This window comes from Bradyrhizobium sp. SZCCT0231, assembly GCF_018130245.1.
Classification (GTDB): domain Bacteria; phylum Pseudomonadota; class Alphaproteobacteria; order Rhizobiales; family Xanthobacteraceae; genus Bradyrhizobium; species Bradyrhizobium japonicum_F.
On sequence record NZ_JAFCKP010000001.1, the window covers coordinates 184,963 to 206,076 of the forward strand.

Sequence of the window (21,114 nt, forward strand, 5' to 3'; positions counted from 1 at the left end):
GTCTCCGTGGAATGACTCTGGATTGCGTCGTCGCAAGGGCTCCTCGCAATGACGGGGAGAGAGCTGGGGCTTCCCCCGCTACTCTGCCGCGGCCGCAAAGCGGCTGTTCTCGAGCTCCGCCTCCAGCCGCGCCGTCTCGGCTGCCGCCAGCTTGACGTTGGCTTCCTTGACGTGGCCGAAGCCGCGGATCGTTTCCGGCACGCGCGCGAGCCGTGCCAGCAGCGGAATCTGCTCCGCCCTCAGCCCGGCGATCCGCTGATCGATCATGGCCAGATAATCCTCGATCAACTTTCGCTCGGTCCGCCTCTCCTCGGTACGGCCGAACGGGTCGAATGCGCCGCCGCGCAGGAACTTGAGCCTGGCCAGCACGCGGAAGGCGTGGATCATCCAGCTGACGAACTCCTGCTTCTGCAAATGCCCGGTCGCCTTGTCGCGCTTTGCGAAGATCGGCGGTGCCAGATGGTACTTCAGCGTGAAGTCGCCATCGAATTTTTCGGACACCTTCTTCGCAAAGCTGCCGTCGGTGTAGAGCCGTGCGACCTCATACTCGTCCTTGTACGACATCAGCTTGAACAGGTTTTTCGCCACGGCTTCCGTCAGCTCGATGGACGCCGGCGAGGCGGCATTCTCCGCCTTGCGGACCCTGGCGACCGCCGCGAGATAGCGGTCGGCGTAGGCCTTGTCCTGATAGCCGGTCAGGAACTCGGCGCGGGTCGCGATGATGTCGTCGAGCGATTTCGCCGGCGCGGACGCCCTAGCCTTGAACTGGAGCACGCTGCGCACGCGCGACATGTCGTGGGCGGCGAGGCGGCCCCAGGTGAAGGCGAGCTTGTTCATCTCGATGGCGGCGCCGTTGATCTCGATGGCGCGGAGCAGGGCCTCCAGCGACAGCGGGATTGCGCCCTTCTGGAAGGCGAAGCCGAGCATGAAGGGATTGGTCGCGATGCTGTCGCCCATCAGCGCCGCGGCAATGCCTGTGGCGTCGATGATGTCGAGGTTCTTGTCGCCGATCGCATCGTGCAGGACCGTCTGCATCGTGCCCATCTCGAAATCGAGATCGGGGTTTTGCACGAAGCTCGCGGTCGGCTGCAAATCGGCGTTGATGTAGGCCTTGGTCACGCCGCGCTCGGTGCGGCTCAGCGCGGTCGGGCCAGCCGAGACGATCATGTCGCAGCCGAGGATGACATCGGCGCCGCCCGTGGTGATGCGGACCGCGGAGATGTCCTCCGGCCTCCGTGCGATGCGGACATGGCTCATCACCGCGCCGTTCTTCTGTGAGAGGCCGGTGAAGTCGAGCGCCGAGCAACCGCGGCCGTCGACATGGGCGGCCATGCCGAGCAGCGCGCCGATGGTGATGACGCCGGTGCCGCCGATGCCGGTGACGAGGATGTTGTAGGGGCCGTCCAGCTCACGCGCGGGCGGCAGCGGCAGATCGGCGAACAGCTGGCCGGAGTCCACCGCCGAGGTCTTCATCCGCTTGAGCGTGCCGCCATGCACCGTGACGAAGCTCGGGCAGAAGCCCTCGACGCAGGAAAAGTCCTTGTTGCAGTTCGACTGGTCGATCTGGCGCTTGCGGCCGAACTCGGTCTCGAGCGGCTGCACCGAGACGCAGTTGGAGGCCTGCGAGCAATCGCCGCAGCCTTCGCAGACGAGCTCGTTGATGAAGGCGCGCTTGGCCGGATCCGGGTAGAGCCCGCGCTTGCGGCGGCGGCGCTTTTCCGCGGCGCAGGTCTGGTCGTAGATGATAACCGTGAGACCCTTGATGTCCCGCAGTTCCCGCTGCACGGCATCGAGCTCGCGGCGATGATGGATGGTCGCGCCCTGCGGGAAGTAATTGCCTTCGGGGTATTTGCCTGGATCGTCCGAGACGATCGCAAGCCGCTTGACGCCTTCTGCCCAGACCTGATGCGCGATCTGGGCGACGTTGAAGGCACCTTCGGCCGGTTGGCCGCCGGTCATGGCGACGGCGTCGTTGTAGAGGATCTTGTAGGTGATGTTGATGCCGGCGGCCGAGGCCGCGCGGAGGGCGAGCAGCCCGGAATGGGTGTAGGTGCCGTCGCCGAGGTTCTGAAAAATGTGCGTCTCGGTGGTGAAGGGCGACTGGCCGATCCAGTTCACGCCCTCGGCGCCCATATGCGAGATCAGATCGGTGCGGCGGGTCGGCATGCTCAGCGCCATGCCGTGGCAGCCGATGCCGGCCATGGCGCGGCTTCCGTCGGGCACGCGCGTCGAGGAATTGTGCGGGCAGCCCGAGCAGAAGAACGGTGTGCGCGCCAGCTTGATCTGCGTGCTGGTGGTGACGGGATTGTCGAACGCCTCGAGCCGGGCGAGGCGCTGCTCCAGCACTGGGCTGTGGTGACCGAGCTTGCGCAAGCGCGCCACAAGCGCAGACGCGACAATGGTCGGCGTCAGCTCGCCCTCGCTCGGCAAGAGTGGCGCACCGCGCTCGTCGCGCTTGCCCGTGACGGTTGGGCGCCTGGACGCATCGATGTTGTAGAGGATGCGCATCAGCTGGTCTTCGATGAAGCCGCGCTTCTCCTCGACCACCAGCACGTCCTGAAGACCTTCGGCGAAACGCTTGGCGCCGCTTTCCTCCAGCGGCCAGGTCAGCGCGACCTTGTAGATGCGAAGGCCGAGATCCTGAGCGTCCTTGTCGGTGATGCCGAGGTCGGCGAGGGCCTGGCGCAGGTCGAGATAGGCCTTGCCGGTCGCGATGATGCCGAGACGTGCCGGCTTGGAATCGAGCACGATGCGGTCGAGCTGGTTGGCGCGGGCAAAGGCCTGCACCGCGGCCATCTTCGGGCCGAACAGGCGCTTCTCGGCTTCGAGCGGCGGATCGGGCCAGCGGATGTTGAGGCCGCCGGGCGGAATCTCGAAATCGTCGGGCAGCTTGATCTGGATACGTTCGGGGTCGCTATAGATCGAGGCCGAGCTCTCCACGGTCTCGCTGATCGCCTTGAACCCGACCCAGCAGCCGGAGAAGCGGGACAGCGCGAAGCCGTAGAGGCCGAGATCGAGATAGTCCTGCAGCGTCGCGGGATTGATCACGGGGATCAGCGCCGCCGCGAACACCTGCTCGCTCTGATGCGCCAGGGTCGAGGACTGGCAGCCATGATCGTCGCCGGCGAGCGCCAGCACGCCACCGTTGAGCGAGGTGCCGGCCGCATTCGCGTGCTTGAGCGCATCGACCGAGCGGTCGACGCCTGGGCCCTTGCCGTACCAAATGCCGAACACGCCATCGACCTTGGCGCCGGGAAACAGGCCGACCTGCTGGCTGCCCCAGACCGCGGTTGCCGCCAGATCCTCGTTCAGGCCGGGGACGAAGGCGATGTCGTGCTGCTGGAGATGCGCCTTCGCGCGCCACAGCGCGTGATCGTACATGCCGAGCGGGGAACCCCGATAGCCCGAGATGAAGCCGCCGGTGTTGAGCCCCTGAAGCCGGTCGCGTTCGCGCTGCAGCATGGGCAGGCGGACCAGGGCTTGCGTGCCTGACAGGAAGATCCGCTTCGATTCGAGCCGGTATTTGTCGTCCAGCTCGACCTGCATCAGCGTCATTTCGGAAGTCCTTGGCTCTCGGGGTTTGCGCTGCGGGAGGGATTGCGGCTGCGCGTCGCGAATTGTGACAGTCAAAAGCATGCCACAGCGAAGTCAATATCGCTGGCCGCATCCGTGGCGGTCCTGTTAGTCATGGCTTACTAGCGGAGGAGAGAGCATGACGGGCTTCGATACCCAGATCACTCAGACCGGAGGCGCCTTGATCGGACCGTGGCGCAGGCCGCGGCAGATGCTGCAGGCGCAAACCTACGACGCGCATGCCTCGATCCACGATGACGTGACCGCGCAAAAGCTCGGCTTCAAGGGAGGTACGATCGAGGGGCCGACGCATTTCAGCCAGTTTGCGCCGCTGTGCGAGCGACAATGGGGGCAGGTCTGGTTCGAGAGCGGCTGCCTCTCTGCGCATTACCGCAGCGTCTGCTACGAGGGCGAAGAGGTGCAGGCGATCCTGATGGCTTCCTCAGTTGAGCAACCAGAGTGTCAGATCCAGATGGTCAAGCGCGACGGCACCGAGGTGCTACGCGGCACTGCCTCCGTCGTTGACAGCCCGACTGCCCTTGACCTGCGCCTCCGTGAGTTGAAGCCGCTCCCCGATCCCGTCATCCTTCGCGATATGAAGGTCGGCATGAAGAGCAAGCGGCAGGCGGTGCGGATGGCGTTCGACCAGACCATGGGCGACCTCTATCCGTTCTCGCTTCGGCAGAAGCTCGCCGTCATCACCGAGAACTCGCCCTATTACGCGGCCGCGGACAATCCGTGGGGCAAGCCCATTATCCCGATGGAGATGCTGAGCGTGCTGTTTCAGTATCGCTCCAAGGACGATCCGCTGCCGGCCAAGGGCCCGGCCGTCGGCCTGTTCGCCGACCAGGAGATCCGCCTGCTGAAGGGCCCGCTCTTCGAGGGCGAGGAGTACGAGGTCGAGCGCGAAGTGGTCGCGCTCTCCGGCAGCCGCCGCACCGAAAGCGCCTGGGTCAAGACGCGCGTGTTCGACAAGGCGGGCACGATGGTGGCGACCATGTTGCTGAACATGGCAACGCTGAAGGACTCGTATGCGCCGTATGAGGATGAATATCGGCGGCAGTATGGGGCAGGGCGGTAGTCCTTGTTCGTCATTCCGGAGCGCGCGCAGCGCGAGCCCGGAATCCATTTCACCTCATACGTTGCCGCCCGATGGATTCCGGGCTCGCGACTTCGTCGCGCCCCGGAATGACGACGGAGAGCGCTCATCCTTTAAGCAAATGCACGTCGCAAAGCCGTCGCACAGCGAATAAGCAGACGCCGGCTTTTCGCGTAAGTTTCTGAGCGCACTGTAAATTCCCTCGCCGCCCGCGCCCCAACGCAATTGTACACAATGGCACGGCGCTTGCAGAACTCCTGGCCAAGAGAGTTCTCGCGGGGCCTGCGTCATGTTGAACTCAGCCAAGCCGACAAAGGGAGTCGTCAGCGCCGAGCCCGAGCCGATCACGCTCGACTGGCCCGCCACCGCGCTCCTCATCATCGACATGCAGCGCGATTTTCTCGAGCCCGGCGGCTTCGGCGAAACGCTCGGCAACGACGTCAGCCAGCTCGCGCGCGCGGTGAAGCCGATCGGCGCGGTGCTGACGGAGGCGCGCGACACCGGCATGCTGGTCATCCACACCCGCGAGGGGCATCTGCCTGATCTCTCCGACGCACCGCCGGCGAAGGTCGAGCGCGGCGCGCCGAGCCTTCGCATCGGCGATCCCGGTCCGATGGGACGCATCCTCATTCGCGGTGAGGCCGGCCACGACATCATTCCCGAGCTCTATCCGCTCGACAGCGAGATCGTGATCGACAAGCCCGGCAAGGGCGCCTTCTACGCCACCGAGCTCGGCGACGTCCTGGAGAAGTACGGAATCGAGAATCTGCTGGTGTGCGGCGTCACCACCGAAGTGTGCGTCAACACCACCGTGCGCGAGGCCAATGACCGCGGCTATCGCTGCGTCGTCATCTCCGACGGCTGCGCATCCTACTTCCCCGAATTTCACGAGATGGGCCTGAAAATGATCAAGGCCCAGGGTGGCATCTTCGGCTGGGTCGCGAGCTCAGCCGCAGTTCTGGAGGCAATGAAAGTTTCGACCACATAGGGGTATTATCATGAGCACATTGACGGGGACGGCCGGCAGTTCTGATCTGAACAAGCCCGCTTTCAAGCCGGCGCTATGGACGTCGGGCGACTGGAACGCGTTTTTCGGCTTCGGCACCAACATCCTCGTCAACATGCTGGTGCTCACGGGCCTGTTGCGCTTCGTCTTGAAGATGCCGGATAGTCTCGTGTTCGGCCGCATCCTGCCCGCGCTCGGGCTGATGATGTGTCTCTCCACCTTCTATTACGCCTATCTCGCTTATCGCCTCGCGCAGAAGACCGGCCGCAATGACGTCTGCGCGCTGCCGTCGGGCGTCAGCGTGCCGCACATGTTCATCGTCACCTTCGTGATCATGCTGCCGATCACGCTCAAGACCGGCGATCCGCTCAAGGGCTGGTCGGCGGGCCTCGTTTGGGTGTTCTTCCAGAGCTTCATTCTCATGATCGGCGGCTTCATCGCTCCGTTCATCCGCAAGATCACGCCGCGCGCGGCGCTGCTCGGCACGCTTGCAGGTGTCTCCGTCACCTTCATCTCGATGCGGCCGGCGCTGGAGATGTACATGACCCCGCAGATCGGCCTCGTCTGCTTCGCCATCATCCTGGTGAGCTGGTTCGGCGGTGTGAAGTATTGGCGCGGCGTTCCCGCCGGACTCGTCGCGATCGCGGCCGGCATGATCATCGCATGGGGCTCGAACCTGTTCGGGCTCGGTCTCGGCGGCTTGAGCCTCAAAGGCGTCGGCGCGGCCTTTGCCAATTTCGGCTTCTCGGTGCCGATCCCGGCGGTAGGCTATGTCTTCTCCGGCTTCGAGTTCCTCGGCATCATCCTGGTCACCGCCATCCCGTTCGGCATCTACGACCTCGTCGAGGCCATGGACAATGTGGAGAGCGCGGAAGCGGCCGGCGACGAATATCCGACCACGCGCGTGCTCACCGCTGACGGCGTCGTCAGCCTGATCGGCTGCCTGATGGGCAATCCCTTCATCAACGCCGTCTATATCGGCCATCCCGGCTGGAAGGCGATGGGCGGGCGCATCGGCTATTCGGCTGCGACCGGCATCATGGTGGTCGTGCTGTCCTGGTTCGGCATCATCTCGGTGCTGCTGGCGCTCGTGCCCGTCGTCGCGATCTCGCCGATCCTGCTCTACATCGGCATGCTGATCGGCGCGCAGGCGTTCCAGACCACGCCGGTCAAGCACGCGCCTGCGATCGTGCTGGCGTTGACCCCGCACCTTGCCGCCTGGGCCAAGCTCCAGATCGACACGATGCTCGGCTCCACCATGAACGCGGCGGCAACCGTCGGCGGCATGGCGGCCGACAAGGCCGATGCGGTCAAGGCCGCCGCGATCGCCGCGCTGCCGCAGCAGGGCGTGTTCTATCACGGCCTCGAGGTGATGGGCGGCGGCTCCATCCTCGGCGGCCTCATCCTCGGCGCGATCGGCGTCTTCATCATCGAGCGGGATTTCGAGAAGGCGTCCGCCTTTGCGCTGGTCGGGGCGGTGCTGACTTATTTCGGCTTCATGCACGGCGAGTCCGTCGGCATCGGCGGCGGCTTTGGCGTGGCGCCCGCGGTCGCGCTGGCCTACGCCGTGATGGCCGCCGGCCTGTTCGCCGCCGCCAAGCTCGGCGCCAGCGAGCCCTACGCCGCGCATCCGGAGATGTCGGCCGCGCCGGCGGAGTAGGCTTGGCCTCAAATCTCGTGGAGCGGCCGGCCAATGGCCCGGCCGCTCCTGTTTCAGGGACGCACCGCCGGCGTCTCCATCGGCAGGCCACGCGCCCGCGACATCAGATAGAGCTCGAGCGCGACGAGCTCGGGCGAGCCGTAGTCATAGGCCTGGGCCCGGACGCCGGTCATGCAGCTGCGCAGCCGCCGCTCGAGCGACCCCAGCGTCTGCCATTCCAGGCGATAGAGCGGATAGCCGGTCGGCTGCGCTTGCGTGATCGGCGCGCCGGCGAGACGCTTGTCGAAATTGTCGTCGTGGCAGTTGGTGCAGGCGAGGTTGAGCTGGCCCTCGCGCTGCATGTAAAGCGCGCGGCCCTGCTCGACAAAGGGCTTGGCTTGCGGATCGTCACCGGCCGTGATCGCAGTGCCGCGCGACTGGTGGGCGATGAAGGCGGACAATGCGAGCAGATCGCGGCTCTCGTAGGGCAGCGGCGTCGCCTGCTGATGATTGGCGCGGCAGAGATTGATCCGCTGATCGAGCGTGACGGGACGGCCGAGGGCCTTGTCGAAGGCGGGATAGCGTGCCGCGACGCCCTTCATGCTGCTGCGCGCATCGCCATGACAATCGGCGCAGGCTCTGTCGGCGCTGCCGGTCTTCTTCGCCCACAGCTGCTCGCCGTCGAGCACGAACAGCATGCCGGGATTGGAGGTGTCGTCGTCCTGCATCGCCCGCGTGTCGGGCCCCATGAAGACATAGCCGGAGCGGCGCGCATCGGGCGGGATTTCACCGGCAAGCAGGGCAGGGGCCGCGGCGAACAATGTTGCCGCCGCTATCGCGCGCCAAGAAATCATTCGACCGTGATCGATGCCGATGCGGTGGACGAATAGCCGTTGTCGCCGATCCACTCGAACTCGAACTTGCCGCTTTCCTTCGCGACCGTGAAGAACGACAAGTACGGGTTCGCCGCGATCGCCGGAAACAGATCGGCGCGAAAAATCTCAGTGCCGTTGTAACGACAGGCGAAGCTCGTGATGATGTTGCGCGGCACCAGCTTGCCGTCGGCGGTGTGGCGGAAGCCGGTCTCCATGATGTGTGAGGTCAGCGTGCGGATCTCGATGATCTCGCCGCGTTTGGCCTTCGAGGGAACGTTGATGAGGGCGGCCATCAGTTCATCTCCTCGGTGCAGGCGGCCAGCGTCACGACGATTTCGGCGGCAATTTGCCAGAACGTGTCGTCGGAGAGGCGCGCGATCGCGACCACCTTCTGGGTGTCGGCGAGCCGAATCCGCGTCGAGACCTGAGCCCGGCCGGAGGCCGGGCCGAAATAGAAATTGCCGATGTTCGGCTGTGGGTTCTTCTCGTTGAAGACGTGAATGCTCTTGACGTGGTCGTCCGCCGTCATGGGACTGGCAACGCTCACCGTCATCGGCACGGTGTTGCCGTTCTCGACCAGCGGCGGAATGTCGAGCTTGACCCTGCCGGTGTGAATTTGTGCTTCACCGACGATGTTGCGGATCGCGGTGTTGAGCATCGCCGGTGTTGCCTCGAGCGGTCGCAGCGTGACGATCGGGATCGTGCCGGCGACTGTCACGCCTCCGGCGAGGCTCAGGAATTGTCGTCGCGTGGTTGGCATGACCTAGTCTCGAAGCGTTGCAAGAAAAGCCACGATGTCCTCGATCTCCGCAGCCGACAAGATCGGCTTGCCGGCGAAGTTGCGTCCGACGCGGACGAGGCCGTCGTTGCGATAGTAGGATGGCATGATGGTGTCCGGATTGAAGCGCGAGGCATCGACCAGTCGAAGTCGCAACTGGCTCACCGACCACCGGTTCCCGGTGCCGGTGAGATCAGGCGCAAGGTCGCCCTGGAACCGGGTTTCCGGGAAGGGGCCGGAATGGCAGAGGATGCAGGTCGTGGTGCGCGCGAGCATCAGCGCGCGCCCGCGCGCGGCATCGCCGGGGGAGCCTGTGAGTGAAGCGGGGATGCCGTCGCCGACGATCTTGTAGGGCGGCCGCTCGTCCGCTCGGCCGGGCAGGGCGAAGGCAAGACTCGCCACCATGAGCGCCGCAATTGCAGGTATTGGATTCGATGGCTGAAGTCGCCGCGAATTCCACTTACCTCTCCCGCTTGCGGGAGAGGTCGAGCCGAAGGCGAGGGTGAGGGCTCTTTCCTCTTGGGGGTTCTCGCGAGCGGAGACACCCTCTCCGCAACCCTCCCCTGCAGGCGGGGGAGGGGGCGCACCGCGTTCATGGCGACATGCTCGTCTCATCATGCCCTAGCCAAACGTCTCCGCCGTGATGGCCTGAAACCAGCGCTCGGCTTCAGCTGCCTCGCGGGCGCGCAATTCGCGCGGAGCATCGACGGGGCTGGTGGCGCCGCCCTCGACCTCGGCGAAGATGTCGCCCCTCGGCTGGTAGTTGCCGGCGAGCGAGAAGCCGTAGCCGGGGGCGACAATGTTGTAGCAGACGCCTGTCAGCCGCGGCGTCTCCGGCGCGCGGCCCGCGAGCAGATTGACGATCGCGCCAGCGCAGGCCTTACCTTGCGCGCTTGCAGCGGATGCCGATTTGGGAATGCCGCCGCCAAGGCAGGCGTCGCCAACGACGTGGACGTTCGGAACGAGCTTCGACTCGAACGTGACGGGATCGATCGGGCACCAGCCGGTCGCGTCCGCAGCGCCCGCGATCCCGGCGATGCGCCCCGCGCGTTGCGGCGGGATGACGTTGGCGACATCAGGGGTGTAGTTGCCGAACTCGGTGACGATGGTTCTGGTCGAGGGATCGACGGAGGTGACGCGGCCGCCTTGCGACAGTGCCACGCGTTCGATCATCTCCCCATAAAGTTCCTTCCATGCCTTCTCGAACAGCCGCTGCTGGGAGTAATTGTCCTTGGCATCGAGGATCAGGACTTTCGAGCGCGGCTTGTTGGCCTTGAGATAATGCGCGATCAGGCTGGCGCGCTCGTAGGGCGCAGGTGGGCAACGCGAGGGGTTGGCCGGAATGGCAATGGCCACCGTGCCGCCATCCGCCATCGCCTCCAGCTGCCTGCGCAGCAAGAGAGTCTGAGCGCCGGCTTTCCAGGCGTGCGGCATCGTCTCCGACGCGGCGTCGTCGTAGCCGGGCAGGGCTTCGAGATGGAAGTCGATGCCGGGCGAGAGCACAAGCCGGTCATAGCCAAACGCGGTGCCATCGTCCGTCGTCACCCTGCGCTTTTGCGTGTCGATGGTCGTCACAGCCTGAGCGACGATGCGGATATCCTCGGCGGCGAGCTTGTCGTAGCCGAACTGCTGCTCCTCGATCTCGCGCAGGCCCGCGATCACCTCGTTGCTGAAGGGGCAAGAGATGTAGGTCTTGTTCGGCTCGATCAGGGTGACCTGCAATCTTGCATCGGCGCGCTTGAGCGCGCGGGCGCAAGCCGCGCCGCCAAAGCCGCCGCCGACCACGACGACGTGGTCCGCCGATTGCGCGCGCAGGATCGAAGGTGCGGCGAGCGATGTCGCCGCGGCGGCGATGCCGAGGACGGCATTCCGCCGCGTCACCGGCGCATTCATGAGACTTATCCGGAAAATGCCGCGGCGGCCGATATGGCCGCCGCAGCTCTTGTTACGCGAAAGTGATGTTCTGGTCGCGTAGCGGCACCGAGCGGACGCGCTTGCCGGTCGCGGCGAAGTAGGCGTTGAGCACCGCCGGCGCCGCGACGCCGATGGTCGGCTCGCCGACACCGCCCCAGAACCCGCCGCTCGGCACCATCACCGTCTCCACCTTCGGCATCTCGTTGATGCGCATCGAGTTGTAGGTGTCGAAGTTGCTCTGCTCGATCTTGCCGTCCTTCACCGTGCAGCCGCCGTAGAACAGCGCGGAGAGGCCATACACGAAGGAGCCGGCGACCTGCCGCTCCACCTGCGCCGGATTGACGACGTAGCCCGGATCGGTGGAGGCGACGATGCGATGCACCTTGATCTTGCTGCCGTCGGTCACCGAGATCTCGGCCGCGCCGGCGACATAGCTGCCGTAGCCCATGACCTGGGCGATGCCGCGATAGACGCCCTGCGGCGCCGGCGTGTTCCAGCCGATCTTCTCGGCAACCGCATTGAGCACCGCGAGATGCTTGGGGTGGTTGCCCATCAGCTTGCGGCGGAATTCGAGCGGGTCCTGGCCTGCGGCCTGGGCCAGCTCGTCCATGAAGCATTCCATGTAGATCGCATTGTGATTGACGTTGACGCCGCGCCAGAAGCCCGGCGGAACGTGCGGGTTGCGCATCGCATGCTCGACCAGAAGGTTCGGCACCGAATAGCCGAACGCGGCATCGCCGGATTGGGCGACGCCCTGGAATGCGACGGGATCCATGCCGTTCTGCAGCGCTTCGGGGCGCAGAGAGAACAGGATCGATTGCCCGGACAGGCGGTAGTGCAGCGCGATCAGGTTGTTATTGGCATCGAACGCGCCGGTCATCTTGCACTGGGTGATGGGGTGATACCTGCCGTGCGCCATGTCCTCTTCGCGCGACCACAGCAGCTTGACCGGCGTGCCCGGCATCTGCTTGGCGATCATGACCGCCTGGCGGACATAGTCGGTCTGGCCGCGCCGGCCGAAGCCGCCGCCGAGCATCACCTTGTGCACGTCGCACTTCTCGGCCGGCAGGCCGGAAGCCTCCAGCACTGCCGCGAAGGCTGCCTCGCCGTTCTGCGTGCCGCACCAGACCTCGCATTTGTCCGCCGTGTAGAGCGCGGTGGCGTTCATCGGCTCCATCGTGGCGTGGTTCTGGTAGGGATAGCTGTAGATGGCCTCGACCTTCTTCGCGGCCCCGGCGATCGCGGCCTTCGCGTCGCCGTTCTTGTTGCCGACATAGGCCGGCTGCGCGTCGGCGAGCCCCTCGGCCAGCCATTTCGCAATCGACTCGCTGGAGACCTTGGCGTTGTCGCCCTCGTCCCAGACGATCGGCAGCGCCTCCAGCGCGGTCTTGGCGTGCCACCAGGTGTCGGCGACAACTGCGACGGCGGTGTCGCCGACCTTGACCACCTTCTTGACGCCTTTCATGCCGGCGATCTTGGCTTCGTCAAAGCTCTTCAGCTTGCCGCCGAACACGGGGCAGTCCTTGATCGCGGCGTTCAGCATGCCCGGCAGCTTGACGTCGACGCCGTAGATCATGGCGCCGGTGGTCTTGTCGACGGTGTCGAGCCGCTTCACGCCCTTGCCGATCAGCTTCCAGTCCTTCGGGTCCTTCAGCTTGACGTCCGCCGGCGGCGTCAGCTTCGCCGCGGCCTCGGCGACCTTGCCGTAGGTCGTGGTCCGGCCCGAGGGCGCATGGGTGATGACGCTGTTCGCGGCCGTGCATTCGGACGCCGGGACTTTCCATGCGTCGGCGGCGGCCTGGATCAGCATCACGCGCGCGGTGGCGCCGCCCTTGCGGACATAGTCCTGCGAGGAGCGGATGCCGCGGCTGCCGCCGGTCGAGAAATCGCCCCAGACGCGCTTGCGGGCGACGCTCTGGCCGGGGGTCGGATATTCGGTGGTGACCTTGGTCCAGTCGCATTCGAGCTCCTCGGCGACGAGCTGGGCGAGGCCGGTCAGCGAGCCCTGGCCCATCTCGGAGCGGGCGATGCGGATTACCACGGTGTCGTCGGGCCTGACCACGACCCAGGCGCCGATCTCGGGCGAGCCGTCGGCGGCGCGGACCACGGCGGGGCCGCCGAAGGGGATGTCGAGACCGATGGCGAGGCCGGCACCGACCGCGGCCGTGCCGATGACGAAGGCGCGGCGGTTGAGCCGCGGCGAGATATGCTTATTCATGTGGGGATTTCCTTACGCGCTTGCGATCGTGTGGATCGCTTCGCGCACCTGCTGGAAGGTGCCACAGCGGCAGATATTGGTGATGGCCTCGTCGATGTCGGCGTCGGTCGGCTTCGGCTTCTCGTTCAAGAGCGCCGCCACCGCCATGATCATGCCGCTCTGGCAATAGCCGCATTGCGGCACGTCCTGGGCGATCCAGGCGTCCTGCACCTTGTGCAGCGTATCGCCCGAGGCGAGCCCCTCGATGGTGGTGATCTTCTTGCCCTCGGCCTCGCTGACCGAGATCCCGCAGGAGCGCATCGCCACGCCATCGATGTGAACCGTGCAGGCGCCGCATTGTGCAATGCCGCAACCGTATTTGGTGCCGGTCAGACCGGCATTCTCGCGGATCGCCCAGAGCAGCGGCGTATCCGGCTCGACATCGAGGGTGAGGGTTTTTCCGTTGATTGTTAGGTTTGCCATCGCAAGTCCCCTGATTGGCCCAATCCACCGATTGAACTCAGGGGCGCAATGTGTCCGGCAAACTGGAACGGTTCAAATCAACAGTCCGAGGGGTGGCCGGGATGCATGGCCCTGCCGCTTTGGAGTATGGACCGGGGCGCTGTTTTGCCTCATCCCTTCGCAATCGATTCGGATGACGCCCCTTCCATGGGCGCCAATTCGCGGCTTTAGGCGACGTCCGGCTGTGAAGGCCGGTTCCCGACCGGATCGCGGCTTGCATAGTGGCGACAGTTTGTCTCTTTTGCCGGGGTGCAAGACGCGGGCGCTTTGGTACACTGCGCCGACGCAAAAGGAGTTCCATGAACGTGCCGAGTCCCTGCAACGTACTGATGCTCTACCCGCTGTTCTCGGCAGAGTCCTTCTGGAGCTTTGGCGAATCCTGCAAAGTGATGGGCGTCAAGCGTCCGGCCGCCCCTTTGGGCCTGATCACCGTTGCCGCGATGTTGCCCAAGAGCTGGACGGTCCGGCTCATCGACTGCAACACGGCGTCCCTCGGCGACGAGGATCTCGCCTGGGCCGACGTCGTCTTCACCGGCGGAATGATGCCGCAGCAGGCCGACACGCTGCGCCTGATCGAGCTCTGCCGCGCGGCTGGCAAGCCGGTGGTGGTCGGCGGTCCCGATCCCACCTCGAGCCCGCACATCTATGAGCGGGCCGACTTCCGCGTGCTCGGCGAGGCCGAGAGCGTCATCGACCAATTCATCGCGGCCTGGGAGAGCGGCGCGCGGTCCGGCGTCTTCACCGCACCGAAGTTCCAGGCCGACGTCACCAAGACGCCGGTGCCGCGTTTCGACCTGCTCAACTTCGAGGACTATCTTTATCTCGGTGTGCAGTATTCGCGCGGTTGTCCCTTCACCTGCGAGTTCTGCGACATCATCGAGCTCTATGGGCGCGTGCCGCGGACCAAGACGATCGAGCAGATGTTCGTCGAGCTCGAGACGCTCTACAAGATGGGCTACCGCGGCCATCTCGATTTCGTCGACGACAATTTCATCGGCAACAAGAAGTCGCTGCGGCAATTCCTGCCGAAGCTCGCCGAATGGCAGCGTACGCACGGCTATCCCTTCGAATTCTCCACGGAAGCCTCGGTCAACCTTGCCGACGATCCGGAGCTCTTGGAGCTGATGGGTGCGGCCAATTTCTTCGGCATCTTCGTCGGCATCGAAAGTCCGGACCCGGAGACGCTGGTCGCGATGCGGAAGAAGCAGAACACGCGGCGCAACATCGCCGAGAGCATCCACAAGATCTATGCCGCCGGCATGCTCGTCACCGCGGGCTTCATCGTCGGCTTCGACAACGAGAAGGTCTCGATGGCGGAGTCCATGATCGAATTCATCGAGGAGGCGGCGATTCCCGTCGCCATGGTCGGCCTGCTCTATGCCTTGCCAAACACGCAGCTCACGCGCCGGCTCGAACGCGAAGGCCGGCTGCATCAGGGCCACGACGTGGCACCGACCATCGGCGCCGATCAGTGCACGGCCGGCATCAATTTCGATCCGGTCCGCCCGTTGCGCGACATCCTGACGGACTACAAGCGGGTGCTGGAGCACATCTACAGCCCGGCCGCCTATGCGCGACGCGTCGACCGCCTGATGACCCTGCTCGACCGATCCAGGCAGCGCCCCGAGCTCGCCGAAGGAGACATCCGCTCCAGGCTCGGGGCGATGGAGACGGTGCACAAGATCGTCACCGCCCTTCCCGAAGCGCGGGGGCCGCTCTGGCAGACGTTCATGAACTGCGCCAAGCGCGACACGTCATCGGCACGCATCGCCGTGCAGATGATTGCGGCCTATGCGCATCTCGGACCGTTCTCGCGCAAGGTCATCGCGGCCATCGATGAGCGCCTGGCTGCGCTGGACAACGAGACCGTCACGCCTGCTGTCGGCGTGACGGCGGCCTGACGCTTACTTCACTGCGAGCCGCAAAAAGCTCATCACGCTGCCGAGCGCGGCGAAACCTGCGCCGAGCGCCAGCGCCAGCGTTGCGCCCTCGTGTCCGGCGAGCGCGAAGCACAAGGCGGCGAGCGCCGCGCCGGTGGTCTGTCCCGTCAGGCGTGCGGTGGCGACGATGCCGGAGGCGCTGCCGCTGCGATGGGGCGGCGCGCTCGACATCACCGCCTTCATGTTCGGCGCCTGGAAGAAGCCGAATCCCATGCCGCAGATCACCATCCGCCAGATGATGTCGGCGATGGCGGGATTGGCCGGAAGCGTCGCGAGCAGCGCCATGCCGAGGCCGAGCAGCACGAGCCCGATGCCCCCGAGCAGGCCGACCGCGTGCCGGTCGGAGAGGCGCCCGGCGATCGGCGCCATGATGCCGACCACCAGCGGCCACGGCGTCATGAAGAAGCCGGTCTCGACCTGCGACCGTCCCAGCACGTCCTCGAAATAGAACGGCAGCGAGACGAAGGCGAGGCCCTGGACTGCGAAGGAGCACACTGCCGTTGCCGCCGACAGCGCGAACATCGGCCTGGCGAACAGGTCGATCGGCAGCATCGGCGCGGGATGATCGGCGTGGCGGCGGGTCAGGATGAAGCCGAGCGCGAGGGCGATGACCAGCTCGACGCCCACGACCACCGGCGACAGGTTATGCGCGGCGCTGCCGATGCCGGTGATGAACAGGCCGAGGCAGGCGGCGGCGAGGAGCGCGCCGAGAAAATCGAAACCGTGGTCGGCGCGAGGCGTCTTCGGCAGCATCGCAAAGCCGATGCCGATGGCGACGAGACCGAACGGAATGTTGACGGCGAACAACCAGGGCCATGGACCGATGGCGAGGATGGCGGAGGCGATCGAGGGACCGAAGGTGAAGGCGGTTGCGACCACCAGCGCGTTGTGGCCGAAGCCGCGGCCCAGCATCCGGCCCGGATAGACGAAGCGCACCAGCGCCGTGTTGACGCTCATGATGCCGCTCGCGCCCAGGCCTTGCAGCGTGCGTGCGACGAGCAGGCTGTCCAGCGACCATGCCACCGCGCAGAACAGCGAGGCGATGGTGAACAGGATGAGGCCGCCGAGATAGATGCGCTGGTGCCCGACGATCTCGCCGAGCGCCCCGAGCGGCAGCAGCGTCGCCACCAGTGCGATCTGGTAGACGTTGACCACCCAGACCGACTGCTCCGGGCTGACATGCAGATCTGCGGCGATGGCGGGCAGGGCGATGTTGGCGATCGCGGTGTCGAGCGAGGCCATCGCCAGCGCGGTGAAGATCGCGGCGATCGCCCAGCGCCGTTGCGTGGCCGGAAGGCCGTCGGCGATGGAATGGTCGGGCTCGCGCGCGGCGGCAGGTAACGTGATTGTCATTGCGTTCGCGCGTTGCTCCGGTGTCGTCGCGATAGGCGATTTTCGGCATGTACTACGGCCCGGCCGCCTTCCACAGGCACAGGCTTGCATGCTGTGCATGCGCGAAGGTCAGGCGATGCGGCTGCGCGCCGATCACATGGGCGTGCTGCGAGCGCATGGGGGCCAGAACAAAAAGTCGAAAAACAACCCCATGCACAGTATGAGCCCCTTTGATTTGCAAGGGATTTTCGAGCCGTGTCGTGACGACATGCGCGGCCGCGATCAAGTTGACCCGTCGGGCAAAACACTGGCAGGATGCCAACGTGGCAGCGATCGGGCCGGGAGCAGGCCGCGCGCTGTCTCCCCAAGCCGACGTTGAGGCAGATCAACACTCCGCTCGCAGGGCCGCCAGACCTTTCCATCAGCGCATCGATGGAAAGGGCGGCCGACATGCAGATTCTGCTCAGGGAAATCCGGAATACCCCTTTGCTCTGGATGCTGGCCTTCGTGCCCATCGTGCTGGTGGTCGAGGCGGTGGCCCCGCATTCCCACACGCTGCTGTTCGTGCTCTCGGTGCTTGCGATCGTGCCGCTGGCGGCGCTGCTCAGCCATGCCACCGAAGCGGTCGCCGCGAAGACCGGCGATGCCGTGGGCGGACTGCTCAATGCCACCCTCGGCAATCTGACGGAGCTGATCATCGCCATCGCGGCACTGCGGGCGGGCCAGTACATGCTGGTGAAGGCCTCGATTGCGGGCGCGATCGTCACCAACGCGGTGTTCATGCTGGGGGCCTGCCTGCTGCTCGGCGGCCTGCGTTATCACGTGCAGGAGTACAATCGCGCCGGTGCGCGGCTCTCCTCCGGCCTGTTGCTGATGGCAACTGTCGCCCTTCTTGCGCCGTCGGCAGTGGCCGATCTCGAGCACTTGCCGCAAGGCGCAGGCATCCTGAACAAGCTCAGCCTCGGTATTTCGATCCTGCTCATCTTGGCTTACGGGCTTGGCCTGTTGTTCTCGCTTCGAACGCACAAGGAATTGTTCGCGAGCGCCGATCACGGCGACGACAAGGAGGCGCACTGGCCGATCGGAATAGCCATTGGCACGCTGCTGGTCGTCACGGCGCTGGTCGCGCTGGTCAGCGAAATCTTCGTGGAATCGGTGCAGAAGGCGGCGGAAACCTTCGGGATGAGCCCGGCCTTTGTCGGCTTCATCGTCGTCTCGCTGGTCGGCGCCGCCGCCGAATTTGCGGTGGCCTTTGCCGCGGCGCGCAAGGACCGGCTCGATATGGCCGTCAGCATCGCGCTCGGCAGCGCCTCGCAGATCGCGCTGTTCGTTGCACCGGCGCTGGTGCTGCTCAGCTACGTCGTGGGGCCGAAGCCGATGGACCTGCAGTTCTGGCCGGGCGCCGTCACCATGGTGATGATCGCAACGGTGACGTCGGCCTTCGTCACCGCCAGCGGGCGCTCGGCATGGTTCGTCGGCGCGCTGATGTTGTTCATCTATGCGGTGTTTGCGATGACGCTGTACGTGGTGCCGCCGGCGGGCCAGGGATGAAGTGCGCTCGCCGCCATGGGCGCTGCGAACTATTAGCGGGCTTGCGGCTGTCGACTCGCCGCTACTGCCAAGATCGGCGCCGCATCGCCCAGATACCACTGACTTTTGAACGTCTGCGGATTCGTCTTTCTTCGGCCTTCTCCAGTCGGGTACGAAGGTTCTGGAGCTCTGCCAATTGAGAGCTGAGCGACGAAACACGTTGACGCAGAACCACAATACGGTCGCACACCTGACCACGAGTACTCATGACGCGCCCCTAAACTGTGACTGTTAAAAAATGGCCGACGTTGGGCGAGAAAACAAAATGGGCTTAAACCTATGCGTTTAGATGACGGTAACACAGGTTCATTCACAAGGTGTGAAATAGATGGCACGCACGGCAGGAGACGTGGGCCGCGGTATTGGGGTGTGGCAGGGATCAAACCGCTGTTGGATGGTGATTTCGAGCGAGAGTCCAAGTCCGCTTCGAGCTCGTCGGCGGGACCATCACCGCTAGGATACAAGCCCCAGCGCCAACCAGGTCGCAACGGACAAGCAGACGCCAATTCCTAGATAGGGCAATGCGATGCGCATCGGTCACTCCTCGGCTCCGCGACGCGACGAGAACACGGTCAGATACGCATATTCGCGGCGCCGTGCCTATACTCCATGCGATGTACGAGCTTTGGCGTGCGACCAACCGTAGGCCGGCAACGTGCTTGACTGAAATCCCGTGCGATGGGGCAGGACTCGCTACAGGAGTGCGGACGAACTCCGATTTGACGTCATCGGGGCCTTGCGCCGGGGGCGCCGCGCCGGTGAGGCAGGTAAACTCGGACCGTCGGTTAAACCACCGCAATTCCGTGCCCTTATTATATATGCCCATCCTGATTTAAACGAATGAGTCAATTTGATTAAAAATTGTGATTTAATTTAAGAAACAAGACGTTGTAAACGTTGGCGCCACATCCCGCACGAACCCGCAAGCACGAGGGAGGGGCACGTGGCTATTCTATTTGGCGACACGAGTGGATCACTCACGGGCCGGCGCCACGGTGGAGCCCAAACATTGGTCGGCTCCGATCCGACGGACGTGCTGTTCGGAGATGCCGGCGTGGATTTACGCGACCGCGCGGTCGGCGGCAACGACACATTGCTGACTTCCGGATCCGGAAGCCTGTTCGGCGATGCGGGTGGAAACATTTCTGATCATGCGCGGGGCGGCAACGACACCTTGTCCGCCCAGGTGCCGGCGTCTGCCATCATCCCCGGCGAGACTTTCACTCTGAACATGTACGGTGATGCCGGAGGCAGCATCTCGGGCCGGGCCCTTGCCGGCAATGACAGCCTCAATGTCGAACTGCCCCTGGCTTTCACGCCCGGCGTGAGAGTGAATGCCTATGGCGACGCGGGCGAAACATTGGCCGGTCAAGCTCGTGGAGGTGATGATCATTTCGGCGTTTCCGGCGGCGGGCACCAAACAGTCGCCGTGTATGGAGACGCCGGCGGCAACCTGATCAATTGCGCGGTCGGTGGCAACGACACATTCGTTGGTCACACCGGACCGGACAGCAGTTTTGAGTTCTATGGCGACGCCGGCGGAAGCCTGTTCGGGTATGCCCGCGGCGGACATGACAGCTTCACCGCGAGCGGATCCGAGTACAACAATCATCTCTATGGTGATGCCGGGGGTGACATGGCCGGCCATGCAGCCGGCGGTAACGATAGTTTTGCGGTGAGCGGGATCAATCCGTTCAACTTCGTCTTTGGCGACGCTGGTGGAAACATGTCCGCTTCCGCCGTTGGCGGGAACGACACGTTCAACGATTCGAGCGATGCGACGCTCGCCGACCGCAATGTCTTTGCCGGCGATGCGGGCGGGGACATGTCCGGTCTGGCCCGCGGAGGGGACGACACATTCAACAAGACCGGATTAGGGGGAAGCACGTTCTACGGCGACGCCGCAGGTGACATGTCTGATCGCGCCCAAGGCGGCAATGACGTCTTCCAGGCTTCAGGCACGCAAGACCAAAATGTCTTCTACGGCGATGCCGGCGGCAATATGGGCGATCAGGCCGCCGGCGGCGATGATACCTATATCGGCGGCAACGTTTTTCCCCAGCTCGCCAATCAGGCGTATGGGGATGCGTCGACCATGTCGGGCCACGCGCACGGCGGCAACGACACGTTGGTCGGCGGCGATGATCCCAATCCGCATCCGGCGGGCAATTACGAGACCACTCTCGTCGGCGATGCCCAGTCGATGTCCGACTACGCGAGCGGCGGCAGCGACAAGCTGGTAAGCGGCACCGGAAACGACGACATCTGGGGCGATGCGCAGGTGATGCTCGGCTTCGCCAAAGGTGGGAATGATACGTTCGTGTTCAACTTCGACAGCGGCCACGACAGGATCGAGGATTTCGGGCAGGCGCTGTCGAGCTTGGGATCCGATCACATCGATGTCTCGGCCCTCGGTCTCGCGGCCTTCAGCGATCTCAGTATCTCACAATTTGATCCCGCAACACACGAGAGTACGATCACGTTCAGTCCGGGCAACGACGTGGTCGTGCATAGCGAGGCAGCGCTCAGGCCCGAGGATTTCATCTTCGCGCCACATCAGAACCAGTTATTGATCTGAGCCGAGTGTCGCGGTGCTTGACTATCGGTCATGGCGAAGGCGGCGTTAACGCCGCCACCAGGCGGACCGCA

16 protein-coding genes are annotated in these 21,114 nt (G+C 64.7%); 6 read left to right on the plus strand and 10 right to left on the minus strand.

The window, feature by feature from the left end:
• Positions 1-78: 78 nt before the first annotated feature.
• Positions 79-3,555 (minus strand): indolepyruvate ferredoxin oxidoreductase family protein, encoded by a 3,477-nt coding sequence (locus tag JQ566_RS00915; protein ID WP_212368218.1) that lies wholly within the window; start codon positions 3,553-3,555, stop codon positions 79-81.
• 157 nt (positions 3,556-3,712) lie between these two features.
• Between JQ566_RS00915 and JQ566_RS00920 the strand changes: the two genes are divergently transcribed.
• The 3 genes from JQ566_RS00920 (at position 3,713) to JQ566_RS00930 (ending at position 7,338) form a co-directional block, all read left to right on the plus strand.
• Positions 3,713-4,654 carry a hypothetical protein gene (locus JQ566_RS00920; RefSeq protein ID WP_212368221.1) on the plus strand — a complete coding sequence of 314 codons (942 nt, stop codon included), beginning with the start codon at positions 3,713-3,715 and terminating at the stop codon, positions 4,652-4,654.
• 307 nt (positions 4,655-4,961) lie between these two features.
• On the plus strand, positions 4,962-5,660 hold the full coding sequence (locus JQ566_RS00925) for a cysteine hydrolase family protein (protein WP_212368223.1): 699 nt from the start codon (positions 4,962-4,964) through the stop codon (positions 5,658-5,660).
• A gap of 10 nt (positions 5,661-5,670) precedes the next feature.
• Complete coding sequence (locus tag JQ566_RS00930; protein ID WP_212368226.1) at positions 5,671-7,338, plus strand: regulator; 1,668 nt, start codon at positions 5,671-5,673, stop codon at positions 7,336-7,338.
• Between the two features lie 53 nt (positions 7,339-7,391).
• Here the strand turns inward: JQ566_RS00930 and soxA are convergent, their stop codons facing one another.
• The 7 genes from soxA to JQ566_RS00965 all read right to left on the minus strand — a co-directional run bounded on the left by soxA (position 7,392) and on the right by JQ566_RS00965 (position 13,564).
• Entirely contained in the window at positions 7,392-8,171 is a 780-nt protein-coding gene (gene soxA, locus JQ566_RS00935; RefSeq protein WP_212368229.1) for a sulfur oxidation c-type cytochrome SoxA, read from the minus strand.
• Positions 8,168-8,485, minus strand: a complete 318-nt coding sequence (gene soxZ, locus JQ566_RS00940) for a thiosulfate oxidation carrier complex protein SoxZ (protein ID WP_212368231.1) — start codon at positions 8,483-8,485, stop codon at positions 8,168-8,170. The genes soxA and soxZ overlap by 4 nt, the downstream gene beginning before the upstream one ends.
• Complete coding sequence (locus JQ566_RS00945; RefSeq protein ID WP_212368234.1) at positions 8,485-8,952, minus strand: SoxY-related AACIE arm protein; 468 nt, start codon at positions 8,950-8,952, stop codon at positions 8,485-8,487. The genes soxZ and JQ566_RS00945 overlap by 1 nt, the downstream gene beginning before the upstream one ends.
• Before the next feature lie 3 nt (positions 8,953-8,955).
• A complete protein-coding gene (gene soxX / locus JQ566_RS00950) occupies positions 8,956-9,375 on the minus strand; it encodes a sulfur oxidation c-type cytochrome SoxX (RefSeq protein ID WP_212368236.1) in 420 nt (139 codons plus the stop codon).
• 216 nt (positions 9,376-9,591) lie between these two features.
• Positions 9,592-10,863 carry an NAD(P)/FAD-dependent oxidoreductase gene (locus tag JQ566_RS00955; protein WP_212368239.1) on the minus strand — a complete coding sequence of 424 codons (1,272 nt, stop codon included), beginning with the start codon at positions 10,861-10,863 and terminating at the stop codon, positions 9,592-9,594.
• A gap of 52 nt (positions 10,864-10,915) precedes the next feature.
• Positions 10,916-13,102 (minus strand): xanthine dehydrogenase family protein molybdopterin-binding subunit, encoded by a 2,187-nt coding sequence (locus tag JQ566_RS00960; RefSeq protein ID WP_212368242.1) that lies wholly within the window; start codon positions 13,100-13,102, stop codon positions 10,916-10,918.
• Between the two features lie 12 nt (positions 13,103-13,114).
• Positions 13,115-13,564 carry a (2Fe-2S)-binding protein gene (locus JQ566_RS00965; protein WP_212368245.1) on the minus strand — a complete coding sequence of 150 codons (450 nt, stop codon included), beginning with the start codon at positions 13,562-13,564 and terminating at the stop codon, positions 13,115-13,117.
• A gap of 338 nt (positions 13,565-13,902) precedes the next feature.
• On the opposite strand from JQ566_RS00965, the gene JQ566_RS00970 reads away from it, so the two are divergent.
• Positions 13,903-15,504 carry a B12-binding domain-containing radical SAM protein gene (locus JQ566_RS00970; RefSeq protein WP_212368248.1) on the plus strand — a complete coding sequence of 534 codons (1,602 nt, stop codon included), beginning with the start codon at positions 13,903-13,905 and terminating at the stop codon, positions 15,502-15,504.
• Positions 15,505-15,507: 3 nt separating this feature from the next.
• On the opposite strand, the gene JQ566_RS00975 is transcribed toward JQ566_RS00970, so the two are convergent.
• Together JQ566_RS00975 and JQ566_RS00980 are read right to left on the minus strand one after the other, a co-directional pair.
• Positions 15,508-16,896: an MFS transporter gene (locus JQ566_RS00975; protein ID WP_212368265.1), complete on the minus strand. Its 1,389-nt coding sequence runs from the start codon at positions 16,894-16,896 to the stop codon at positions 15,508-15,510.
• A 52-nt stretch (positions 16,897-16,948) separates the two neighbouring features.
• Entirely contained in the window at positions 16,949-17,161 is a 213-nt protein-coding gene (locus JQ566_RS00980) for a hypothetical protein (protein WP_212368282.1), read from the minus strand.
• 164 nt (positions 17,162-17,325) lie between these two features.
• On the opposite strand from JQ566_RS00980, the gene cax reads away from it, so the two are divergent.
• Together cax and JQ566_RS00990 are read left to right on the plus strand one after the other, a co-directional pair.
• Positions 17,326-18,426, plus strand: a complete 1,101-nt coding sequence (cax, locus tag JQ566_RS00985) for a calcium/proton exchanger (protein ID WP_212368299.1) — start codon at positions 17,326-17,328, stop codon at positions 18,424-18,426.
• Between the two features lie 1,048 nt (positions 18,427-19,474).
• A complete protein-coding gene (locus tag JQ566_RS00990) occupies positions 19,475-21,043 on the plus strand; it encodes a calcium-binding protein (protein WP_212368302.1) in 1,569 nt (522 codons plus the stop codon).
• Positions 21,044-21,114 lie beyond the last annotated feature (71 nt).